Annotated in this window: 19 protein-coding genes; 9 read left to right on the top strand and 10 right to left on the bottom strand. The window is 64.5% G+C overall.

The annotated features are described in order from the left end of the window. Nucleotides 1-112: 112 nt before the first annotated feature. On the bottom strand, nucleotides 113-898 hold the full coding sequence (locus EPB08_RS18640) for an SDR family NAD(P)-dependent oxidoreductase (protein WP_130620586.1): 786 nt from the start codon (nucleotides 896-898) through the stop codon (nucleotides 113-115). A 286-nt stretch (nucleotides 899-1,184) separates the two neighbouring features. Here EPB08_RS18640 and EPB08_RS18635 point away from each other — a divergent pair, with 286 nt between their 5' ends. The 6 genes from EPB08_RS18635 to EPB08_RS18610 all read left to right on the top strand — a co-directional run bounded on the left by EPB08_RS18635 (nucleotide 1,185) and on the right by EPB08_RS18610 (nucleotide 5,251). Beyond that, entirely contained in the window at nucleotides 1,185-1,505 is a 321-nt protein-coding gene (locus tag EPB08_RS18635; RefSeq protein WP_130620585.1) for a hypothetical protein, read from the top strand. Between the two features lie 4 nt (nucleotides 1,506-1,509). Next, nucleotides 1,510-1,896 carry a GntR family transcriptional regulator gene (locus EPB08_RS18630; RefSeq protein WP_130620584.1) on the top strand — a complete coding sequence of 129 codons (387 nt, stop codon included), beginning with the start codon at nucleotides 1,510-1,512 and terminating at the stop codon, nucleotides 1,894-1,896. Beyond that, nucleotides 1,893-2,750, top strand: a complete 858-nt coding sequence (locus EPB08_RS18625) for an ABC transporter ATP-binding protein (RefSeq protein ID WP_130620583.1) — start codon at nucleotides 1,893-1,895, stop codon at nucleotides 2,748-2,750. Before EPB08_RS18630 ends, EPB08_RS18625 begins: the two co-directional genes overlap by 4 nt. Next, the gene (locus EPB08_RS18620) at nucleotides 2,747-3,706 is read left to right on the top strand and encodes a hypothetical protein (protein WP_130620582.1); all 960 of its coding nucleotides are present in this window, start codon (nucleotides 2,747-2,749) and stop codon (nucleotides 3,704-3,706) included. Before EPB08_RS18625 ends, EPB08_RS18620 begins: the two co-directional genes overlap by 4 nt. Before the next feature lie 31 nt (nucleotides 3,707-3,737). After that, nucleotides 3,738-4,424, top strand: a complete 687-nt coding sequence (locus EPB08_RS18615) for a YggN family protein (RefSeq protein ID WP_130620581.1) — start codon at nucleotides 3,738-3,740, stop codon at nucleotides 4,422-4,424. A gap of 263 nt (nucleotides 4,425-4,687) precedes the next feature. After that, entirely contained in the window at nucleotides 4,688-5,251 is a 564-nt protein-coding gene (locus EPB08_RS18610; protein ID WP_165418537.1) for a DUF2884 family protein, read from the top strand. Nucleotides 5,252-5,377: 126 nt separating this feature from the next. Here EPB08_RS18610 and EPB08_RS18605 read toward each other — a convergent pair whose 3' ends face one another. Further along, nucleotides 5,378-6,775, bottom strand: a complete 1,398-nt coding sequence (locus EPB08_RS18605) for a class II fumarate hydratase (RefSeq protein ID WP_130620579.1) — start codon at nucleotides 6,773-6,775, stop codon at nucleotides 5,378-5,380. A gap of 1,407 nt (nucleotides 6,776-8,182) precedes the next feature. On the opposite strand from EPB08_RS18605, the gene purB reads away from it, so the two are divergent. Beyond that, on the top strand, nucleotides 8,183-9,550 hold the full coding sequence (gene purB / locus EPB08_RS18600) for an adenylosuccinate lyase (RefSeq protein ID WP_130620578.1): 1,368 nt from the start codon (nucleotides 8,183-8,185) through the stop codon (nucleotides 9,548-9,550). Between the two features lie 143 nt (nucleotides 9,551-9,693). Here the strand turns inward: purB and EPB08_RS18595 are convergent, their stop codons facing one another. Together EPB08_RS18595 and gstA are read right to left on the bottom strand one after the other, a co-directional pair. After that, nucleotides 9,694-10,656, bottom strand: coding sequence for a hypothetical protein (locus tag EPB08_RS18595; protein WP_130620577.1), 963 nt, complete (start codon nucleotides 10,654-10,656; stop codon nucleotides 9,694-9,696). A gap of 329 nt (nucleotides 10,657-10,985) precedes the next feature. After that, entirely contained in the window at nucleotides 10,986-11,600 is a 615-nt protein-coding gene (gene gstA / locus EPB08_RS18590; protein ID WP_130620576.1) for a glutathione transferase GstA, read from the bottom strand. Between the two features lie 145 nt (nucleotides 11,601-11,745). Here gstA and EPB08_RS18585 point away from each other — a divergent pair, with 145 nt between their 5' ends. After that, complete coding sequence (locus tag EPB08_RS18585; RefSeq protein WP_130620575.1) at nucleotides 11,746-12,105, top strand: winged helix-turn-helix transcriptional regulator; 360 nt, start codon at nucleotides 11,746-11,748, stop codon at nucleotides 12,103-12,105. Nucleotides 12,106-12,266: 161 nt separating this feature from the next. On the opposite strand, the gene cysK is transcribed toward EPB08_RS18585, so the two are convergent. Together cysK and cysG are read right to left on the bottom strand one after the other, a co-directional pair. Continuing rightward, on the bottom strand, nucleotides 12,267-13,208 hold the full coding sequence (gene cysK / locus EPB08_RS18580) for a cysteine synthase A (protein WP_130620574.1): 942 nt from the start codon (nucleotides 13,206-13,208) through the stop codon (nucleotides 12,267-12,269). Nucleotides 13,209-13,283: 75 nt separating this feature from the next. Then, entirely contained in the window at nucleotides 13,284-14,702 is a 1,419-nt protein-coding gene (cysG, locus tag EPB08_RS18575) for a siroheme synthase CysG (RefSeq protein WP_130620573.1), read from the bottom strand. A 330-nt stretch (nucleotides 14,703-15,032) separates the two neighbouring features. On the opposite strand from cysG, the gene EPB08_RS18570 reads away from it, so the two are divergent. Continuing rightward, on the top strand, nucleotides 15,033-16,049 hold the full coding sequence (locus EPB08_RS18570; protein WP_130620572.1) for a LysR substrate-binding domain-containing protein: 1,017 nt from the start codon (nucleotides 15,033-15,035) through the stop codon (nucleotides 16,047-16,049). Between the two features lie 1,077 nt (nucleotides 16,050-17,126). Here EPB08_RS18570 and EPB08_RS18565 read toward each other — a convergent pair. From EPB08_RS18565 to EPB08_RS18550, 4 genes are all read right to left on the bottom strand, one after another. Next, nucleotides 17,127-18,884 carry a bifunctional sulfate adenylyltransferase/adenylylsulfate kinase gene (locus tag EPB08_RS18565; RefSeq protein ID WP_130620571.1) on the bottom strand — a complete coding sequence of 586 codons (1,758 nt, stop codon included), beginning with the start codon at nucleotides 18,882-18,884 and terminating at the stop codon, nucleotides 17,127-17,129. 69 nt (nucleotides 18,885-18,953) lie between these two features. After that, a complete protein-coding gene (locus EPB08_RS18560) occupies nucleotides 18,954-19,676 on the bottom strand; it encodes a phosphoadenylyl-sulfate reductase (RefSeq protein WP_130620570.1) in 723 nt (240 codons plus the stop codon). Then, a complete protein-coding gene (gene cysI / locus EPB08_RS18555) occupies nucleotides 19,673-21,367 on the bottom strand; it encodes an assimilatory sulfite reductase (NADPH) hemoprotein subunit (RefSeq protein WP_130620569.1) in 1,695 nt (564 codons plus the stop codon). The genes EPB08_RS18560 and cysI overlap by 4 nt, the downstream gene beginning before the upstream one ends. A 1-nt stretch (nucleotide 21,368) precedes the next feature. Continuing rightward, the gene (locus EPB08_RS18550; RefSeq protein ID WP_205746400.1) at nucleotides 21,369-23,150 is read right to left on the bottom strand and encodes an assimilatory sulfite reductase (NADPH) flavoprotein subunit; all 1,782 of its coding nucleotides are present in this window, start codon (nucleotides 23,148-23,150) and stop codon (nucleotides 21,369-21,371) included. Between the last annotated feature and the right edge of the window lie 45 nt (nucleotides 23,151-23,195).

The following is a 23,195-nucleotide window of genomic DNA, read 5'->3' as shown; positions in this document are numbered from 1 at the left end:
TGCTTGGCTGGCTCGACTCGTGTTGCCCGGACTGCACTGTCATCAGTACCTGCCCCCACATGTCAGCTCGCGATGCCCCGTACGCGTACGGCTTGATGCCATGCAACGAAGATCAGATCACGCTCGATTTTCCACCATCCATCGGAATCACCGCGCCCGTGACATAACTGGCTCGCGGCGATGCAAGGAACACGGCGACGTCGGCCACTTCTTCGGGCTCGGCCATGCGTCCCATGGGGATTTCCGCCAGTTGTTCGGCAAGCACTTCGTCTGAGGACCGACCGCTGGCGCGTGACGATGCGCTGAGACCCTCCTGCACCCGCCCCGTGTTCGTCATGCCCGGATTGATCACGTTCACCCGCACGCCCTTCGCGGCATAGGCATTGGCATAACCGACCGAAGCGAGCATCAAGGCGGCATTGGCGGCACCACCGCCAATATGGATGGGATTGGCCTGCTTGCCGCCCTGCCCGACCACGTTGACGATGCTGCCGCGGCCACGCGCCGCCATGTGGCGGATCACCGGATCGGTGATGTGCATATAAGTGAAGTACTTCGCCTGCATCGCCGCCTGCATGGCGTCCGCATGCAGCTCGTGGATGGGCGTGCGTTTGGCGGCGCCGGCGCAGTTGACCAGCACGTCGATCGGGCCGAATGCGTTCTCGATGTACTCGACGACCATCTGCGCCGCCACGCTGTCGCGCAGGTCCGCCGCCGCGATATCCAGATGCAGTCCTTCCTGCTGGAGCTCCCGCTGCGCAGCGTGCAGGTGGCCAAGGTCACGCGACACGCCGACCACCTTGGCGCCTTCGCGCGCGAACGCTTTCGCACACGCCAGGCCAATCCCCTTGCTTGCGCCGGTGATGACAACGACGCGTCCGGTCAGACCGACATCCATGGAGTGCCTTCCTGTGGGTCGATGGCGTCATTGAACCATGGCGATACCCCACGCGACACGAGGTGATGCCTGTCACCCGCGATGGCTGATGACCGCTTCTGCCAGTCCGACGCCCCGAGGGGGAAGCTAAGCGTCACCGGGAGGGCCCGGCCTGGCCCGAACACTCGTTCAGCTTTATAGGCCATCAGTCATGTTGCGAATTTCAGCCCGAGCTATTGACCGTTTCGATTATGGTGTTATAGTTCACTACAACACCGGTCCACGAGGTCACTAAAGGAGACCCGCCATGAAAGCGAATAACCTGCTAGCACTGGCCGCCGCTGCCCTGTTCACTACGGTAGGCCTGGCCGCCATCAACTCCAACGTCCGCAGTCTCCCGGTTTCTGAGATCAACGGCGTCAAGGTCATCGACCTGGCTCCGGTGGTGGTCCACCCGACGGCTGAGGATCTGCGCACTGCCGCCCTGTATTCCGACGCCGGCGTGGCAGCCCTGGCCACCCCGCTGCTCCGTACGGAAGCCGCCGCCAGTCATGGCGTGCTCGGGGCACAGCTGGCCATGCCCTACTATTCGTTTGGCAATCAGTTCGGCCGTATCAGCAAGGAATAACCGTATGACCATTACCTGGAACGACAGCGTCCCGATTTACCGCCAGCTCCGCGAACGCGTGGTGGCGATGATTCTGGACGGCGCCTTGAACGAGGGCGACCCGCTGCCGTCAGTACGCCAGGTTGCTGCAGACTTTCAGATCAACCCTCTGACTGTCTCGAAGGCGTACCAGGAACTGGTCGACGATCAACTGGTGGAAAAAAGGAGGGGATTGGGCATGTTCGTGATCGATGGAGCCAGGGAAGCGCTGCTCAAGTCCGAACGGGAGCGCTTCCTGCGCGAGGAATGGCCGGCGCTGTTTGCGCGCCTGCAGCGCCTCGGGCTGGATCTGAAGACCCTGATGCGTGAAGCGTCGGACAACACGTCGGCCAATGGGGAGAGCCAGTCATGAACGCGGTCGTGACCGCCAACGGTCTCAATAAGCGCTACAAGAATGCCTTGGCGCTGGATCATGTGAATTTCCGCATCGAGTCGGGCCGCATCGTGGGGCTGATCGGCCCGAACGGAGCCGGCAAGACCACGGCGCTCAAGGCCATCCTCGGCCTTACCGATTTCCAGGGAGAGCTGAACGTGCTGGGCTTCGACCCGCGCACCCAGCGTGACCGCCTGATGGAACAGGTGTGCTTCATCGCCGACGTGGCGGTGCTGCCGCGCTGGCTGAAGGTTCGCGAGGCCGTCGATTTCGTGGCCAACGTGCACCCCCGCTTCAACCGGGCCAAGTGCGAGGCCTTCCTGGCGCGCACCAAGCTCCAGCCGGAACAGCGCGTCAAGCAGATGTCCAAGGGCATGATCGTGCAGCTGCACCTGGCCCTGGTGATGGCGATCGACGCCCGCCTGCTGGTGCTGGACGAGCCGACGCTGGGCCTGGACATCCTCTACCGCAAGCAGTTCTACCAGAGCCTGCTTGAAGACTATTTCGACGAGAACAAGACCATCATCGTCACCACCCACCAGGTGGAAGAGATCGAACACATCCTCACCGACCTGATGTTCATCCGCGACGGCAAGATCGTGCTGGATACCGACATGGAAGCCGTCGGCGAGCGTTTCGCCGAAGTGATGGTAAGCGCCGACCAGGCCGCCACCGCACGCAGCATGAAGCCGCTGGACGAGCGCCAGGTGTTCGGCAAGAGCATCTTCCTGTTCGACGGCGCCGACCGCGCCACGCTCGAAAGCATAGGCGAGGTACGCAGGCCCACCGTCAGCGACCTGTTTGTTGCCACCATGAAGGGAACCTACGCATGAAAACCTTCTACTGGCTCGTGAAACGCGAATTCTGGGAGCACCGGGGCGGCTTCCTGTGGGCCCCGATCGTCACCGGCGTGGTGTTCCTGGTCCTGAACGTCATGGCCATCATCACGGCCGAAGTGGTCGGTGCACGCCACGGCTTCAACATCGGCGGCAACAACGTGCAGATGATGATCGCGCAGGCCAACCAGGGCGACCTGGCGCAGATCGGCACCGGACTCGACATCGCGATGCTGTCCTCGATGGGACTGATCAGCATGGTCATGGGCATCGTGGTGCTGTTCTACTGCCTGGGTGCGCTGTACGACGATCGCCGCGACCGCAGCATCCTGTTCTGGAAATCGCTGCCTATCTCCAACACCAGCACGGTGCTGTCGAAAGTCGTTAGCGCGACGGTCCTGGCACCGGTCATCGCCGTGGTCGTGGGCGTAATCATCGGCCTCGTACAGCTGGTGATCTTTGCCCTGGTGCTGTCGATGCACCACGTGAACGCCTGGCAGCTGATCACGCTGTCCCATCCGTTCCGCGCCATCGGCACGCTGGTCAGCAACATCCCGCTGTACGCACTGTGGGCCATCCCCTCGGTGGGCTGGCTGATGTTCTGCTCGGCCTGGACGCGCAGCAAGCCCTTCCTGTGGGCGGTGGCGGTGCCGGCGGTGCTGGGTCTGCTGGTGAGCTGGTTCGGCATCATGGGCCTGTTCAACCTGCCGACCGTGTGGTTCTGGAAGAACATCGTGCAGCGCGCCCTGCTGAGCGTGTTCCCCGGCTCCAATATCGCCTACAGCGATAGCGCCCTGGAGGATCTCGGCGACTCCCACGACCCGCTGAGCGTGCTGTCGCCGATGCACTCCTACACCCTGCTCGCCTCGCCGAACCTGTGGCTGGGTGTGCTGGCCGGTGCGGTGCTGATCGCCGGTGCCATCTGGTATCGCCGGGTCCGCGACGACAGCTGACATCCAAACGCATTCGCAAGGGGAATTCATCATGGGCACCAACGCATTCGCCAGCCGCTTCATGGCATTGACCCTGCTGCTGCCGCTGGCCGCCTGCAGCCAGTCCGACCAGGGCAACAGCGATGTAGCACAGGCGGTAAAACAGGCGCAGGAGCAAACCTCCCCGACGTTCATCGGCGCGCAGATCCAGAAAGGCATCGAGAAGGCCAAGCAGGAGCTGCCGACCAAGGACATCGACGTCACCAATGTCCACGTCGGCAACCATTCGCACAGCACCGGCCACCGAGAGAAGGCCGTGATCACTCCGGAAGGCACCCTGGTGATCGACGGCAGCCCGGTAAAGGACACGCCCGAACAGCACGCCTTGCTGGTGGACTACCGCCAGCAGATCCTGGGCATCGCCATGGCCGGCATGGACATCGGTGCAAACAGCGCCAACATGGGCCTCGGCATCGCCAGGGAGGCGATCTTCGGCAAGCTCAGCGGCAAGAGCGACAAGGAAATCGAAAGCGACATCAAGCCGCAGACGGACAAGATCGAGGCCGCCGCCATCCAACTGTGCAAGCGCATGCCCGACCTGATGGCTTCGCAGCAGAAACTGGCGGCCGCCATGCCGGCCTTCCAGCCCTACGCGACGATGACGCAGAAAGACGTGGACGATTGCGGCAAGCACACTGACGAGAACGGCAAGCCGGGCTTTGCCGTGTTCTCGGACTGATCAGGATTTATCCGGCGCCTGCGCCGGTCGTTACGGTCGCCTCTGCCATCGGTTTCCGACGGATGCGCGACGAAGGTTGACGGTCATGTCCCGCCCGTACCTTCCGCATGGATGCGGAGTGCGGGTGGGGCATCTCTTCAGGCGAGCAGTCTGGTGGGTTCATGACCATAGGGACAGGCGATATACCGGCCCGCGCCGCTACGATCAGGCGTCATTGGCGGAGCCACTTCCGCTGCTGCCCTCTCATGCCAAGGAGTCCCGCCATGTCTTTCCGCTACCTGCCCTGCGTACTCATCCTGGCGGCACTGACCACTGCATGCAGCGGTTCGGACGACGACGTGCATGTATTGGGCGGCAGCACCGACTTCATCAACAATCGCATCACGCTGCATGACGGGGTCGTCACCATCAAGGCGTCCGGCGTGCCCGATGCAACGGTGAACGCACAGGGACAACTTGCCATCGACGGCCATGATGTCGCCGTAAACGATGCGCAGCGCACCCTGCTGCAAAGCTACAACGCCGCCGCGCAGACCATGCGCACCGATGCCATTGCCACAGGCAAAGCGGGCGCCTCCACCGCAACGCAGGCCGTGACAGCCGCGGCCGACAAGATCACCGGTGCCGAAGGCGCCGAAGCCGTGCGTGCCAAGGCCGAGGAAGCCGCGGCGAACGTGAAGCAGGCGGCCGCGAAGATCTGCGAAGACGTGGCGACCATGAAATCCGCACAGGACGAACTGGCTACGCAGCTGGAAGCGTTCAAGCCCTATGCGCACGCGCTGGGCGATGCGAATGTCGAGAAGTGCCGCAAGGACACTGCGCAGTAAAACGAAGAAACACTGTGGGAGCGCACCCTGTGCGCGACGGCCTTACGAAGCGGCGACCATGAGGCTCCGCAGTCGCGCACAGGGTGCGCTCCCACAGGTAGAGCGATCTGTTGCGTTGATGTCGGCTCAACCGCCCCCGCCACCACCGCCATGGATGCCTCCCTTGGTCAGCGCCATCGGATCGAGCAGCTTCTGCAGATCCGCCTTCGGCAGGCCGGTCGTCTCCAGCGCCACGTCGAGGATCGGCCGCTTTTCCTTGTAAGCCTGCTTGGCCGTCGCCGCGCCCTTCTCGTACCCGATCACCGGATTGAGTGCCGTCACCAGGATCGGATTCTTCGCCAGCGCTTCCTTTACGTGTGCCGTGTTCACCTTGAAACCGGCGATGGCCTTGTCGGCCAGCAGCACACTCACGTTGGACAGGATGCCGATCGACTGCAGCAGGTTATGCGCCACCAGCGGCAGCATCACGTTGAGCTGGAAGTTGCCCGACTGACCGGCAATGGTGATTGCCGCGTCGCTGCCGATCACCTGCGCCGCCACCATCGCGGTGGCTTCGGGAATCACCGGATTCACCTTGCCCGGCATGATCGACGAACCCGGCTGGAGTGCGGGCAGCTCGATCTCGCCAAGGCCGGCGAGCGGTCCGGAGTTCATCCAGCGCAGATCGTTGGCGATCTTCATGAGCGCCACCGCCAGCGTCTTGAGCTGGCCCGACAACTCCACCGCCGCGTCTTGCGCCGCCATGCCCTCGAAGAAATTGCCGGCCGATTCGAAGCTCACGCCAGTGAGCTTCTTCAATTCCCGCGCCACCGCCAGGCCGAACTTCGGATCGGCATTGATGCCCGTGCCCACTGCCGTACCACCCAGCGGCAGGCGCCGCATGCGCATCAGGCTGTCCTGGATACGCTCGATCGCCGAACCGATCTGCGCGGCCCAACCCGACAACTCCTGACCGAACGTCACCGGCATCGCATCCATCAAGTGCGTGCGACCAGTCTTGGGCACGTTACGCAATTCACGCGCGCGCCGGTCGATGGTGCGCTTGAGATGCTTGAGCGCGGGCAGCAACCTCTGGCTGGTGGTGAGCGTGGCGCTCACATGGATGGTCGTCGGGATCACATCGTTGGAGCTTTGCCCGTAATTGACGTGATCGTTGGGGTGCACCTTCAGGCTGCCCTGGCTGGCGACGTGGGCGATCACCTCGTTGGCGTTCATGTTGGTGCTGGTGCCGGAGCCGGTCTGGAACACGTCGATCGGAAACTGGTCGTCGTACTCGCCTTCGGCCACCGCCAGGGCGGCCTTGCGGATCGCGTGCGCCTGGTTCTTCTTCACATGCCCGAGCAGGAAATTCGCATCGGCCGCAGCTGCCTTGATCAGACCCAGCGCGCGGATGAAGTCGCGTGGCATGTGCATGCCGGAGATCGGGAAGTTGTCGACTGCGCGCTGGGTCTGCGCGCCATACAGTGCTTTGGCCGGCACCTTGAGCTCGCCCATGCTGTCGTGTTCGATGCGGAACTGGCTCATGACCTTGGGAGTCCTCGGGGAGATGGGTTGGACTATAGGTCGGGGCGCGTTAGAGAGCTGCCAAGGGAGGCGCGCAATCACCTCCCCCTTCCTGTAGGAGCGCACCCAGTGCGCGATCGCCTTTCGCGACGTCGGGCACTTTTCGTCCGGGCAGGAGACCGGTCGACTCGGTCCGCATCGTCATTCCCGCGAATGCGGGAATCCAGTGACTTTCGCTTTTGATCTGGCATTGCGGAGACCTTGCCCGCCTGCCGCGGGCTTCCGAGCCGCTGCCGCGGCCCGGGTCACTTTTCTTTGCTTGCTCAAAGAAAAGTAACCAAAAGAAAGAGCACCCCGCGTGGCGCTGGCCGGGCCTGTGGCCCAGCCAGTCCGTGAGGGGCGGCCGGGCTTTTCGACCGGGCTCCTGCCCGGACGAAAAGTGCCCGACATCCTTGTCGGGCACCCCTGCGGGGCCTGTTCGTCCACCCCTCACCGCCACACAGGGGAGGTTTACAGGCTCGTGCCGCTGCGCGGCACATCGTGGTGGGCAAAGAAGTAGCAGTGCGTATCGGCCTGCTTTGGCATCAAGCATTTAGAGCATCTATCCACAGGCTTCGCCCATGGGCTTCCACACGGGCTGTGGAAAACATTCGCGTGCGTGGCCGATGTTTGCTGCGAGTCGCGCATTCACACTGCCCTCGGCTCAGCCTCAGCTTTGGTTTTGGCGTTTGCTTTTGGCTTTTGACCTCCGAGACCGGGGCGCAAGGCGGTCGCGCACTGGGTGCGCTCCTACAGGGAGAGGAGTCGGCTCTTCGTTTTGGCTTTTGATCTCCCCTCCCCTATGACGCGGCGGGCGGGTGGAGGAACAGCCCGAAGGGTGGCCGGCAAGGACGCCGGCCAGTTTGTCGTCAGGGCAGGACGCCCTGTCGACAAACCCCGCAACCCGCCCGCGAACCTTCCGGGCGATAGCCCGGAAGGCGCGGCATCGGGGTGGCCTTTCTCTTGGTTACTTCTCTTTGGCCACGCAAAGAGAAGTAACCCGGCGGCCGGCAGGCCGGCGGAAGCCCGCGGCAGGCGAGCAAGCTGGCCGGAACATCACGCCCGGAAGCAGAGAGCCAAATCACTGGATGACTCACTACGCTCGCCCCTTCGGAGTAGCCCTGCGGGCGTTCTGCGCGCTACGCGCTTGTCCAGCCTTCGCTGGGATGATGAGCGATAAAGACCGGGGCGAAAGGCGGTCGCGCACATGGTGCGCTCCTACAAGGGAGTGCGGGCGCTGCCATGGGGCGTGAGGCTAGATTGGCCCCTCACCCCAACCCTCTCCCCGGCGGGGAGAGGGAGAAAAGGCTACGCCCTGGTCGGGGGCGCAAAACGCCCCCTTCCTCCCCTGTTGTAAAATCTCCCCTTTCCCGCCTTGGAACACCCCCGATGTCCTCCCATGCCCTGACCGCCCTGTCGCCGCTGGACGGCCGCTACGCCAGCAAGGTCGAAACGCTGCGCCCGATCTTCAGCGAGTTCGGCCTGATGCATCGCCGCGTGCATGTGGAGATCGAGTGGCTGCTGGCGCTGGCCGCGGACAAGGGCATCGAGGAGCTGCCGGCATTCACCGCCGAGCAGATCGCCAAGCTCAAGGGCATCGCCGCCGACTTCAGCGTGGATGACGGCGCGCGCATCAAGACCATCGAGGCCACCACCAACCACGACGTCAAGGCGGTGGAGTACTTCATCAAGGAACGCATCGGCAACGACGCGTCGCTGGCCCAGGCCAAGGAATTCGTGCACTTCGCCTGCACCAGCGAAGACATCAACAATCTTTCCTACGCGCTGATGCTGCGCGATGCGCGCGAGCAGGTGCTGCTGCCGATGATCGACGGCATCATCGCCAAGCTGCGCGCACTGGCGCACGAGAACGCTGCGCTGCCGATGCTCTCGCGCACGCACGGACAGACCGCTTCGCCGAGCACGTTGGGCAAGGAGCTGGCCAACGTGGTCGCTCGCCTGGAGCGCCAGCGCAAGCAGCTCGTCGCGCTGGAAGTCCCAGGCAAGATCAACGGCGCCGTGGGCAACTACAACGCCCATGCCATCACCTACCCGGAACTCGACTGGCGCGCGTTCTCGCAGCGTTTCGTGGAAAGCCTGGGCCTGGACTACAACCCGTACACCACGCAGATCGAACCGCATGACGGCGTCGCCGAATACTGCGACGTGATCCGCCGCGCCAACATCATCCTGATCGACCTGGCGCGCGACATCTGGGGCTACATTTCGCTGGGCTACTTCAAGCAGGCATTGAAGGCGGGCGAAGTGGGCTCGTCGACCATGCCACACAAGGTCAACCCGATTGACTTCGAGAATGCCGAAGGCAACTTCGGCCTCGCCAACGCCCTGCTCGGCCACTTTGCCGAGAAGCTGCCGATCAGCCGCTGGCAGCGCGACCTCACCGACTCCACCGTGCTGCGCGCGCTGGGCACGGCGTTCGGCCACACCCTGGTGGCGCTGGAATCGCTGAAGAAGGGCCTGGGCAAGCTCACCATCAATGCCGACCGCCTCGCCGCCGATCTCGACGCGAGCTGGGAAGTACTGGCCGAAGCCGTGCAGACCGTGATGCGCCGCTATGGCCTGCCGGAACCGTACGAGCAGCTGAAGGCGCTGACGCGCGGCCAGGGCATCACCAGGGACTCGATGCGCACCTTCATCACCGGCCTGGACCTACCGGCCGATGCAAAGCAGCGCCTGCTTGACCTGACGCCGGGCGGTTACATCGGCCTCGCCGAACCGCTGGCGAAGGACATCTGATCCACCTCACAGCAGATGAGCAAAAGGGCCGCCCTTCCGAGCGGCCCTTTTTCTGTTTGCACCCTATGCATTCGGGTGGGAAGCAGCCCATTGCGAGCTGGCTCGCGGGCTGCTCGAACCCAGGGCACGCCCTTCCATCACGCTTACTCGGCAGACTTCTCCATCTGGCCGCTCGCGTTTGCCGGGCGTTCGGCCGGAACCCATACGTCGCCATCCTCTGTGCCATTCGTCGTGAAATAGACGGAGGCCTGTCTGCTGAAGTCCGGGGGAATCACTTGACGCATGGCATCCAACGCGTCAGCACGCCTTTGAGCCTGCGCCTCGTGCTCCGCAATGAAGTCTTCCCGCTGCTGCCTTGAGGGGTTGTAAATGCGGATCGAGTGGACCATGTCCAACGCGTTGTTGCCAAAAGACTTCCAGCACACTGTCAAGTACTCGACGAAGGTATTGCCCAATACGGGGTAACCGGCGCAAATCCGGCCCGCGTTCGCTGCAAGCCGCTTGAAATGTGGATTCCCAAGCTTTGCCTGTCCCGTTTCGATCGACTCGAAAACCTGCTGTGGAGTCACGCCAGGCGGATTCAGGTAGGAGGACACCATTTCCCTCCATTGCCCGAGATTCTGCCCCTGGGGCAAATACTCCAAATATCGCCTGCCGTCCTGCTCTTGTGCCGCATAGGCCAGGAAATACTCTCCCTCCTCAAACGGAAGCCGGAGAGGCAAGGCTCGTCCGCCCGGCAAGGTTCTCAACGCCTGAATGCCGACGCGCGCAGACCATTCCGGAGCGACAAGATCGGAGCGAGCTCCCTTGCAACGTACGGAGGCCATGACGGCCTTGCTGTCCTTATAGGTAACACCGGGCTCACGTATGAACAGGACGCGGACCGAATCTCCTGCATCGTTTGCCCACTGGTAGGTGACCTGTCCTCCACCCAGTTCAACACTCGATGGATTTCCCAGCAGGTGTTTCAGCTGCTTTTCGGCCATGCCCAGTTGCACCTTGGCCGTCTTTTCGCAGTCAGCAACCGGCTCTGCGGATAAAGCCAGATGGCTGACAAACATCGATAGCAAAAGCACGCCAACCGCGAATCGTTGTCCAGAATTCACACATGCCATCCTTGTCGAGGGTTGCGGACGGCGTAGGCCGCCAACATCCCTCGCAATATATCGCATGCTTCGGGAGCGACTGCAGGCGCTCCCGCGTGAGTCTTAGTCTTGGATCAACGTCGTCCGTAACCTCGCAAACCCTGTCCAGCTAAACATCGAGAGATTGCACTGTTCAGCATCCTGCAGCACCGCAATACACGATGCCATCCAGCACATCTGCGGCCGGCAGCAGCCGGGCAGTTGCCGAGACACAGAATGAAACATCTTTGATCGCGGCATTGGCTGCCCCGCTGTGCACAGGGTGGACTCCGGGGAGTTGTGTCGATGAATCAGGCGGCCTTCAGCAGACCCTCCACTTCCAGCGCCTTCTGCACGTTCGGCCGCTCGCTCACACGCTTCTGAAAGGCCTGCAGCGCGGGGAAATCCGAAAGGTCGAGCGCCACGTGCTTGGCCCAGTTGGTCACGGTGAACAGATAGGCATCGGCCACGCTGAAATGGTCGCCCACCAGCCAGTCATGCTTGGCCAGATGCTGCTCAAGCAAGGTGTAGCGCTTGCGCAGGTAGTCCTTGCGCTCCTGGCGCACCGCGTCCGGCGTATCGGGCTTGAACAGCGGCGTGTAGGTCTTGTGCAGCTCGGAGTTGATGTAGCCCAACATCTCCTGCAGGCGATAGCGCGCGGCGGTGCCGTTGGCCGGCGCGAGCTTGCTGTCGGGCTTCTGGTCCGCGAGGTACTGCACGATGGCCGGGCCTTCGGTGAGCAGCTCGCCATCGTCCAGCACCAGCGCCGGCACATAGCCCTTGGGATTGATCTGCCAGTAGTCGGCGCCGCTCGCAGTGCGCTTCTCCTTGGTGTCCACCTTCTCCAGCTCCAGCGGAATGCCGGCTTCCAGGGCCACGATGTGCGGGGAAAGCGAGCAGGCGCCGGCGGCGTAGTAAAGCTTCATGGCATATCTCCAGTGGTGGGGAACCTTCGTCGCGACGTCCCGTCGCGGAGGAAGCGCCATGCTAGCCACCCATGGTTACTATTGGATACCACCTAACCCATGGTTACGCCTAAAATGCGGTAACCATCCAGTTACCGGTAGCGCCATGGGCCTCCCCGTCCGCAAGAGCAAAGTCGCCCCACCACCCACCTGCCCGCTCAGCGAGGTACTGGGCCTGCTGCGTGGCGCTTGGGCACCCAATGTCGTGTGGTCGCTGAGCGGTGAACCGCGACGCTTCGGTGAGCTGCGCCATGACCTGCCGCGCATCTCGGCGCGCGTGCTGAGTGCACGCCTGCGCGAACTGGAATCGAGGGGACTGGTGACACGCCGCGTGCTGCATACCTCGCCACCGTCGGCGGAATACGCGCTGACGCCGCTGGGCCGGGAGCTGCTGCCTGCGATCAATGCCTTGGCATCGGTGGGCCAGAAACTGATCGCGGAATGGGAAACCGCGCATCGGCGCTAAAACCGCAAGACATCAGCATCTTGCGCCGGAATGCCGTGACCTGTGGGAGCGCACCCTGTGCGCGACTGCGGAACCGCGATATCGCCACTCCGTAGGCTTGTCGCGCACAAGGTGCGCTCCCACAAGGAAGACCGGGAATCAGGGCAATGTCATGCCTCGATTCACTCGATTTCGTCCGAGCCTTCGTTGACACCTTCCAACAGGAAGGTCGAGAGGTAGCGTTCGCCGGTGTCCGGCAGCATCGCCAGCAGCACGGCGCCTTCCGGCGCATCCTTGGCCACCTGTAGCGCGGCAGCCACCGTGGCACCGGCCGAGATGCCCACGAAGATGCCTTCCTTCTGCGCCAGCGCACGCGAGGTATCGCGGGCCACCACGTCATCGACCGGCACGATCTGGTGTGCCACCTCGCGGTTGAGCACGGCGGGCACGAAGTCCGGGGTCCAGCCCTGGATCTTGTGCGGCTGCCACTCCTTGCCCGACAGCAGCGAGGCGCCCGCCGGTTCGGTGGCGATCACCTTCACCTCGGGGCGAGCCACCCTGAGCACCTCGCCCACGCCGGTAAGCGTGCCGCCGGTGCCCCAGCCGCTGACGAAGTAGTCGAGCCGCTTGCCGGCGAAATCCCGCAGGATTTCCGGCGCCGTGGTGTTGCGGTGATAAGACGGGTTGGCCGGGTTCTCGAACTGCCGTGCCAGGAACCAGCCGTGCTTCTCGGCGAGTTCCTTCGCCTTGCGAACCATGCCGGTGCCGCGCTCGGCAGCGGGTGTCAGCACCACCTTGGCGCCATAGGCACGCATCAGCTTGCGGCGCTCGATCGAGAAGGTTTCCGTCATCACCGCCACGAAGGGATAGCCACGCGCCGCGCATACCGCCGCCAGCGCCACGCCCGTATTGCCCGAGGTCGCCTCCACCACGGTCTGCCCGGGCTTGATCAGGCCCTTCTGCTCCGCGTCGATGATGATGGCGTAGGCCAGACGATCCTTCACCGAGCCGGCCGGATTGAAGGCCTCCACCTTGGCGTACAGCGTCACGTGCTTCGGCGCCAGGCGGTGGATGCGCACGATGGGCGTATTGCCGATGGTGTCGAGGATGCTGTCGTAAATCATGAAGTCACTCCGTGGCGCGACATGGATGGGATGGACGGCGCACGCGATGGTGCGCCTGCATGGGCTAAGGTTGTGTCAAGCCGCCTCGACCAAGGGTGGCGCAGCGTCGAGCGGCGGACGTCCGAACCAGGCCAGCGTCTTCGCGAGTGCAGCCACTTCGCCGACGATCAGCAGCGCCGGCGAGCGTACTTCGCTGGCCGCGGCGCGCTCCGCCAGGCTGTCCAGCGTGCCGGTGATGACGCGCTGCTCGGGGCGCGATCCATTCTCCACCAGCGCAAACGGCGTGTGGCTGGAGCGACCGTGGGCGATCAGCCGCTGCTGGATCACCGGCAATTCGCTGGTGCCCATATAGACGGCCAGCGTCTGCTTCTCCTGGGCCAATGCCGGCCAGTCCAGGGTATCGATGGAGTCGCGGCAATGGGCGGTCACCAGTCGCACCGACTGCGCGTGATCGCGATGGGTCAGCGGCACGCCGGCATACGCCGCGCAGGCCAGCGCAGCAGTGATGCCGGGCACCACTTCATAGGGAATGCCGTGTTGGCGAAGGAACTCGAGTTCTTCGCCGCCACGCCCGAACACGAAGGGATCGCCACCCTTCAACCGCACCACGCGTTTGCCGGCAGCGGCGTGCTCCAGCATCAACGCATGGATCTGCGCCTGCGTCGTGTGATGGTTGCCGGCCTGCTTGGCCACCTCGATGCGCTCGGCATCACGGCGCGCCAGCGCCAGTACGTCATGGCTCACCAGGCGGTCGTGGAGGATCACGTCGGCTTCGTTGAGCGCGCGCAGCCCACGCAAGGTGAGCAGCCCCGGATCGCCCGGACCCGCGCCGAGCAGAACGACCGAACCGGCTCGCGGCACATCGAACGATTCGAGCAACCGCTCCGCCGAGGCTTCGGCCAAAGCGCGCTGCCCACGGCGCAGCAGACTCTGTACGGGACCGACCAGCAGGCGCTCGTAGTAGCGCCTGCGCAGCGCTACGTCCGGCAAGTGCTTGCGGATTTGCCCGCGCATATCGGCCAGCAATGCAGCGAGCGGGCCCACCACGGGATCGACCAGCACTTCCAGGCGCTCACGCAGCAGGCGCGCCAGCATCGGTGCATGTCCACCGCTGGAGATGGCGATGGTGACGGGTGAGCGGTCAATCACCGCCGGCACGTGGAAACTCGACTGCTCGGCATCGTCCACCACATTGACGAACAGCTGCCGCGCCTCGGCCAACTCACGAATGCGCCGATGCAAGGTGGCGTCATCGGTCGCAGCGATCACCAGCCACACGTTCTCCAGCCACGATGCCTCGAAAAGACCGATGCGCCACCGCACGCGCCCCTGCGCCACCCATGCCTGCAAGGCGGGCGAGAGCTCGGGGGCGCCGACGATCACGGTGGCGCCCGCCTCCACCAGCGCCGCAGCCTTGCGCTCGCCCACCAGGCCGCCGCCGACCACCAGCACCTGGCGACCGGAGAGATCAGCGAACAGTGGATACAGCTTCATCGAACGACAGACTCCGGCTGGGGAAACGGGATGGTCCGCATCACGCTAGGTAGCCGCCTGCCGCCGCACAAATGATTTATCGGGCGCGGAATATCACCCGTGGTTATAAGTCCGCAGCGCAGCCCCGAGTGTTGACGCATCGCAACAATCACTGTATAGACGTCTAAATCCAGACATCCCACGAACCCGAGCCCATGGATAGCCATCGCAAACCAAGGGGTACGCACATGGCCTGCTGCAACGGCAGCCGGCCATCAGGCAGGTCCGCGCGATGTATCCGTTCCGCGACTGCGAGCCACCACTCCCTCGATTGCCTGCGGAACCTGAGCCATGACCCTTACCCAACTGCGCTACCTGGTCGCCATCGCTGATGCCGGCCTGAACATCACCCTGGCAGCCGAGCGGGTGCACGCCACCCAGCCGGGCCTCAGCAAGTTGCTGCGCCAGCTCGAAGACGAACTCGGCTTCCAGCTGTTCCATCGCAAGGGGCGCAGCTTGCACGCGATCACGAACGCTGGCACCCATGTGCTCGAGCGCGCGCGCGTCATCCTGGCCGAAGCAGCCAATATCCGCTCCATCGCCGCCAACCTGCGCAACGAATCGCACGGAACGCTGCGCATCGCCACCACGCACACGCAAGCGCGCTTCGCGCTGCCCAGCTCGGTCGCCTCGTTGAGCCGGAGCTATCCGCAGGTAAGCGTGCATCTGCAGCCTGTCAGCGATTCGGATGTGATGTCGCTGCTGGAAGGTGGCCAGGTGGATCTGGCCATCGTCAGTACCGCCGCTGGTGCACCGCCGCCGAGCGGCATCGCCCTGCCCGCCTATCGCTGGAACCGCATCGTACTGGTGCCTGGCAGTCATCCGCTGGCCAGGCAGAAACAGGCGCCCACGCTGCAGCAACTGGCGGCACATCCGATCATCAGCTATGACTCCTCGCTCAAGCCGGAGTCCTCACTGGCGCGCGCCTTCCATGCCGCCAACCTGCATCCGCAGATCGCGATGACGGCGAGTGATGCGGACCTGATCAAGACTTATGTCCGCGAGGGTCTCGGCATTGGCGTGCTGGCGGAGATGGCGTTCCAGCGGGAGCTCGATACGGATTTGCGCGAGCTGGATGCGGACCAGTTGTTCGAGCCGTGCACGACGTGGATCGTGCTGCGCCGTGAGAGTGTGCTGCGCGAGTACGCGCTGGATTTCATCAGTGTGTTTGCGCCGCATCTGGAGCGTCGTGCGGTGAGTCGCGCGTTGGCCAATGGGACGGCGGGCACGTCGTGGAGCGGTGTGCCGCATTGGCGGGAGCGGAAAGTTCCGCACAAGGTGGCGGAGTTGGCGGTTGAGGTGGAGTGATACGCGGGTCGTTGGGGCGCGAGTTTGATTATCGCGTCATTGCCGGCCCACCCGGCCGTCCTTTGTAGGAGCGCACCCAGTGCGCGACAGCCTTTCGCCGCGATCCTTCCTATCCGTCACTCCTGCGTAGGCAGGACAAGCGCGAAGCGGACAGAACGCCCGTAGGTCGGCCCCGAAGGGGCGAGCTTTGCGAGTAGTGCAGTGACTTTGGCTTTTGATCTGGCATTGTCGCCAACTTGCTCGCCTGCCGCGGGCTTCCGTCCTCCTGCCGGAGGCCGGGTCACTTTTCTTTGCTTGCTCAAAGAAAAGTAACCAAAAGAAAGAGCACCCCGCGTGGCGCTGGCCGGGCTGCGCCCGACCAGTCCGTGAGGGGCGGCCGGGCTTTTCGACCGGGCTCCTGCCCGGACGAAAAGTGCCCGACATCCTTGTCGGGCACCCCTGCGGGGCCTGATCGTCCGCCCCTCACCGCCACACAGGGGAGGTTTAAAGGCTCGTGCCGCTGCGCGGCACATCGCATCATCTCGTTGTAGGAGCGCACCCAGTGCGCGACCGCAGAGGTCATGCCACGCGCTGCGGTCGCGCACTGGGTGCGCTCCTACAGGGGAGAGGAGTCGGCTCTTCGCTCTGGTTCTTGATCTCCCCTCCCCTATGTCGCGGCGGGCGGGTGGAGGAACAGCCCGAAGGGTGGCCGGCAGGGACGCCGGCCAGTTTGTCGTCAGGGCAGGAGGCCCTGTCGACAAACCCCGCAACCCGCCCGCGGACCTTCCGGGCGATAGCCCGGAAGGCGCGGCATCGGGGTGGCCTTTCTCTGGGTTACTTCTCTTTGGCCATGCAAAGAGAAGTGACCCGGCGGCCGGCAGGCCGGCGGAAGCCCGCGGCAGGCGAGCAAGCTAGCCGGAACATCACGCCCGGAAGCAGAGAGCCAAGTCACTGGATGACCAGCTCCGCTGTTGTGAAGCGCCTCCCGCTTTCGCGGGAATGACGGATAGGAGAGACAGGGGCGCAAAGCGGTCGCGCACAGGGTGCGCTCCTACAGGGAGCACGGTCGAATAACGCGTCGACCGGGAAGCCCCCCCGTCACACCTTCAACAACCCACGCTGCTGCAACAACTCCACGATGTGCTGCGCCAAAACTGCCGGCTCACCCGCATTGCCATCCACCCGCAACTCCGGCTGCTCCGGCACCTCATAGGGATCGCTGATCCCCGTGAACTGGGCAATCGTCCCGGCCCGCGCCTGCGCATAAAGTCCCTTGCGATCACGCGCCTCGCACACCTCCAGTTCGGTGGCGACATGGATCTCGATGAAGTCGCCGTGCGCCTCGACCAACCCACGCGCCTCAGCACGCGACTCCGAGTAAGGCGCGATCGGCGCGCAAACGGCAATGCCGCCATGGCGCACGATCTCGCTCGCAACATATCCGATGCGCGTCACGTTGGCGTGCCGGTCCTCCTTCGAGAAACCCAGGCCACGCGAGAGATGCTTGCGCACCTCGTCACCGTCCAGCACCGTGATCGAACGACTGGTCCGCTCCAGCAACTGCGCCACTACCGCCTGCGCGATGGTCGACTTGCCCGCTCCCGACAGTCCCGTGAAGAACAGCGCGAATCCGCGCGGCGCCTGCGCCGGGTGACGCTCGCGCAGGATCTTCACTACCTCGGGGAAAGAGAACCACGAAGGGATATCGCTGCCTTCATGCAGATGCCGCCGCAGCTGCGTGCCGGAGATGTCGCGTACCTCGTCGTCCGGCTGCACTTCCGTGGATGGCAGGTAGGTGTCGCGATTGGCCACGTAGACCATCGCGGGGAATGGCACGACCTGGATGCCAAGTTCGTGCTGATAGCGCTCCAGCAGGTGCTGCGCGTCGAAGGGACCGTAGAACGGCTTGCCTTCGGCGTCCTTGCCCGGGCCGGCATGATCGCGCCCGACGATGAAATGGCTGGCGCCGTAGTTCTTGCGGATGATCGCGTGCCACAGCGCCTCGCGCGGTCCACCCATGCGCATCGCCAGCGGCAACAGCGACAGCTTCGCGCTGTGGGCCGGGTATTGCGGCAGCAGGGCCTGGTAGCAGCGCACGCGGGTGTAGTGGTCGACGTCACCCGGCTTGGTCCGCCCCACGGACGGCTGCACCAGCAGCTTTGCACCCACCTGTTGCGCGGCGCGCAAGGTCAGCTCGCGATGCGCGCGATGCATCGGATTGCGCGTCTGGAAGGCGACGATGCGTTGCCAGCCGTTATCGGCAAACCAGGCGCGCAGGCTGCGCGGCGTGTCGCGCAAGGTGGCGAAATCGAAATGCGCCGGCGACTGGATGCCCTTCACGCGCCCGCCAAGATAGACCGGGCGGAAACGCTCCAGCAGCTCGGCGACGCCGGGATGCGTGCGATCGGTGGTGCCGAAAACCTTGAGCGCCTCGTGCTCGCGATCGGGGCGATAGATGTCCTCCACTTCCAGCACCGCCAGCGGCACGCCCTGCGTGTCACGCAGGGCCACTTCGCTGCCCGGTGCGAGCTTGGCGGCAAACGCTTCGCTGACATCCAGCGTGATCGGTATCGGCCACAAAGTGCCGTCGGCGAGGCGAAGTTCCTCGACGACGCGCTCGTAGTCGCGCTGGGTCAGGAACCCCTCCAGTGGCGAGAAGGCACCGCTGAGCAGCAGCTCCAAGTCGCAGAGCTGTCGCGTGTCGAGATCCACGCCGGGCAAGCCGGCACTACGCTGCTTCAGCTGTTCCGCCTCGGCGGGCGGCAGGTAGAGTTCCTTGAGTTCGCCGCCATGCGGCGGCACCAACTCGTCGGTGGAAAAGGCGCTATCGGTCTTGGCAAGGGCTGTCTGGCTCATGGTGTTTTCTTGTCGTGTCGGGGCATCGGCCAGCGTCGTGCGCTGGGCTGGTTGTGGCGGCCGTGGCGATCAAGCCAGTCCGTGCAGGCCGCATTCGCGCTTGAGTCCGAAGAAGCGTGTGGTATCGAGATCGGAACCGGGCTCCCAGCGATGCGTGGTGTGCACGTCGCCGATGGAGATGTAGCCCTGGTCCCACAACGGGTGATAAGGCAAGCCGTGGCGGCGCAGGTACATGCCTACGTCGCGATCGGTCCAGTCCGCGATGGGATGGAATTTCCAGCGTCCGTCGCGGTGTTCGGCATAGGGGATGGCGGCACGCGTGCGTGCCTGGCTGCGCCTGAGGCCAGCAAACCAGGTACCCGCCTGCAGCTCTGCCAGCGCACGCTGCATCGGCTCCACCTTGCGCAACTGGTTGTAGCGATCGATGCCCGGCACGCCCTGCTCCCACAACCGCCCTTCGCGCGCCTCCATCCAGGCCGGGCTTTCGGTGGCGCTATAGACCTGCAGATTCAGGCTCAGCCGGCCACGCAGTTCGTCAATGAACTGGTAGGTCTCGGGAAACAGGTAGCCGGTATCGATCAACACCACGGGCAGGTCGGGCCGCAGCCGCGTCAACAGGTGCAGGGACACCGCGGCCTGCGCGCCGAAGCTAGAGGACAGCACGTGGGTACCCGGCGCATAAGCCAATGCCCACACCACGCGCCGCTCGCCGCTCAGCGTACCCAGCCACTCGTTCAGCTCACTTGATGCCTTGGGATCGTGCTGCGCATCCTCAAGCAGCACCTGCTTCATGCCGCCACCTCGTCCACCACCGGCTTCGCCTGGTCGGCAATCACACCGGAGCGGACCAGGAAATCGCCGAAGTACTCGCCCTGCAGACGTTCGGCCGCGTAACCGGCGAACAGCGGCGCAAGGGCTTCGAGAATCGCTGCTTCGTCGACGTTCTCGCGATAGGACCGGTTGAGCCGCTGCCCACGGAAGTCCGCACCCAGTCGCAGGTCGTAGCGACCCGGTCCGCGTCCGACCAGCGCGATCTCGCCCAGGTATGGCCGCGAGCAACCGTTGGGGCAACCGGACAGGCGCAACAGGATCGGCGCGTCTCTCAGGCCATGGCTTTCGAGCAAGGCCTCCAGCTTGGGCAGGATCGCCGGGAGATAGCGCTCGCTTTCAGCCATCGCCAGCCCGCAGGTCGGCAAGGCCACGCAGGCCACAGCGTGGCGCCGAATGCCGCTATCCGTACGATAGCCATCCAGGCCGTGTGCCGCCACGATGGCATCGATGTGCGCGCGCTGGTCGACGGCAACGTTGGCGATGATCACGTTCTGGTTGCAGGTGAGCCGGAAATCGCCCTGGTGCACGTTGGCGAGTTCACGCAGGCCGGTCAGCCAGCGTCGTTCACCCACGTCGGCCAGGCGGCCGGATTCGATCTGCAAGGTGAGGTGCCAGCGACCGTCGCTGCCTTCGACCCAGCCGTAACGGTCACCGTTGTGATCGAAGTGGAAGGCGCGCTCGGGCGACAGTGCAAAGCCGAGGCGCTTTTCCACTTCCGCCTTGAATGCGGCCAACCCGTGCTTGTCGATGGTGTACTTCAGGCGCGCATGCTTGCGCTCGCTGCGATTGCCCCAGTCGCGCTGGACGGCCACCGCGGCTTCGGCCACGGCCAGCACGCGATCCGGCGTAACGAATCCCATCACGCTGGCAAGGCGCGGATAGGTCGAGCCGTCGCCATGCGTGGCACCCATGCCACCGCCGACCGCGACGTTGAAGCCCTTCAACTCACCGGCCTCGATAATGGCGATCAGGCCGAGATCCTGCGCAAACACGTCGATATCGTTGAGCGGCGGTATCGCCAGGCCGATCTTGAACTTGCGCGGCAGATACGTGGTTCCGTACAGCGGCTCCTCTTGCTTGGGCTCGTCCACCAGCGGCTCGCCGTCGAGCCATATCTCGTGATACGCGCGCGTCTTCGGCGACAGCTCTTCGGACAGATACGTGGCCCACTGATAGGCCTGCGCGTGCGCTTCGGACTCCACCGGGTTCGGCGTGCTCACCACGTTGCGCACCACGTCGCCGCAAGCCGCGATCGTGGTGGCCAGCGCCTCGTGGATCGCGGCGATGGTGGGCTTGAGGTGGCGCTTGATGATGCCGTGCCACTGGAAGGTCTGCCGCGTGGTGATACGCAGCGTGCCATTGGCGTACTCGCGGGCGAGACGATCGAAAACAAGCCATTGCGCCGGGGTTAGCACGCCCGAGGGAAGGCGCGCACGCAGCATGAACGCATACGCCGGTTCCAGCTTTTGCCGGCGCCGCTCGTCGCGCAGGTCGCGGTCGTCCTGCAGGTAGCTGCCGTGGAACTTCAGCAACTTGTTGTCGTCTTCGCTGATGGCGTTGGTGACCGGGTCGCGCAGACCTTCGGCCAGGGTGCCGCGCAGGTGGCGGCTCTCGGCCTTGATGCGTTCGAGATCGGAAAGCTCGGTGCTCATGTCAGTACACGTCGCGGGCATAGCGCCCTTGTTGCAGGAGGCCGGACAGCCATTCCTTCGCCTGTTCCGGTGTATGTCCGCCATGCGCGACGGCCACGTCGATCAGTGCCGCGTGCACGTCCTTCGCCATGTGGTTGGCGTCGCCGCAGACATACAGATGGGCGCCGTCCTGCAGCCACGCATAGAGCTCGCGGCCCTGCTCGCGCAGGCGCTGCTGCACGTAGACCTTGGCCGCGTCGTCGCGCGAGAAAGCCAGGTCAAGCCGGTGCAATGAGCCATCGCGCAGCGCCGCCTGCCATTCCACCTGGTAGAGAAACTCGCTGGTGAAGTGGCGATTGCCGAAGAACAGCCAATTGCGTCCTCGCGCTGCGGTTTCGCGGCGCTCCTGCACGAAGGCACGGAACGGTGCGACACCCGTGCCAGGGCCGATCATGATGATGTCGCGCGCATCGTCCTGCGGAAGGCGGAAGCGCTCGTTGGGTTCGATATAGATCGGCAGCGGCTGCTCGTCACCTGCCTGTGCAAGGAATGACGAAGCCGCGCCCCAATGGCGTTCGCCGTGCGCGAGGTAATCCACCACGCCCACGGTGAGATGCACTTCTTCGCCTACCGCCTTCTGGCTGGAAGCGATGGAGTACAGGCGCGACGTCAGCGGACGCAGCGCCGCTACCAGTTCTTCCGCCGACCATGCGCTGTGATAGCGGCGCCACAGATCGATGGGCTGGTGATCCGCCATCAGCTTCGCCAGCGTGGCGGACTGGTCCGGACGCAGCAGTCGGGCCAGATCCTCGTCGCCACTGGCATCTGCCAGCACGGCGACCAGCGGGCGACTCAGGCGCGTCAGTTCGCGCTCGGTGGACAGCCATTGCCGCAGCGGCAGGTTGCGACCGTCATGGGCCACCGCCTGCTCGCCATCCAGCTTCAATGAAGCGAGCCACTGGTCCACCAGCACCGACGGATTACGCGGCCACACGCCCAGCGAATCACCGGGCTCATAGCTCAGGCCCGAAGCCTCAAGCGACAGCTCCACATGGCGTACGTCGCGCCCCGCGTCGCGCGCCACGATCGACTGGTTGTCCAGTACCGGCGCGAGAAAGGGACGCTCGCGGGTAGGCGTCGCGCGATGGGGCACGGATTGCAACGTGGTGACCCGCGCCGGCTGTGTTGTACCCAGCGCCTGCTTCGCCTGCTCCAGCGTGCTGTCCGACCAGGGCGAGGCCACGGCATCAACATCCACGTCGGCCTCGCCGAATGCAGCGAAGCGCGTTGCGCCCAGTCCCGCCAGCCGTTCGTCGAGCTGCCGGCCGATGGCGCAGAACTCCGGGTAGCTGGAATCGCCCAGGCCCAGCACGGCGAAATGCAGGCCGGGCAGCTTCGGTGCACGCTTGCCCAGCACGAATTCGACCAGCCCGCGGGCGTCATCCGGCGGCTCGGCATCGCCCTGGGTGCTGATCACCACGACGAGGTGGGTTTCCTTGGCCAGATCGCGCTGCGGATACGCATCAGCGCGGACCAGCCGCGCGGCAAGGCCCGCGGCTTCGGCACGCGCATGCAGCTGGGAGGCCACGCGCCTGGCCTGGCCGGTCTGGCTGCCGTAGAGAATGGTGAGCTGCTCGGCCGGGGCCTTCGCGACCGACACGCTGGCTTCGCCCCGTTGCAGGCGCTCCGCCCTGGCGGCGCTCCACGCGGCGATCCAGTAAAGCTCGGCGGAGCCCAGTCCATCGGCGACCCGCTCAAGGGCTGCCAGCCTTGAGGCATCTATCGATGGCAGGCGATTTTCCATCGCAACGACCGCATTCACATCGACTTCCTTTGGACGTCCATACAT

The organism is Dyella amyloliquefaciens (assembly GCF_004296575.1).
Taxonomy (GTDB): Bacteria; Pseudomonadota; Gammaproteobacteria; order Xanthomonadales; family Rhodanobacteraceae; genus Dyella; species Dyella amyloliquefaciens.
This window is presented reverse-complemented; position numbering and strand designations above follow the sequence as displayed.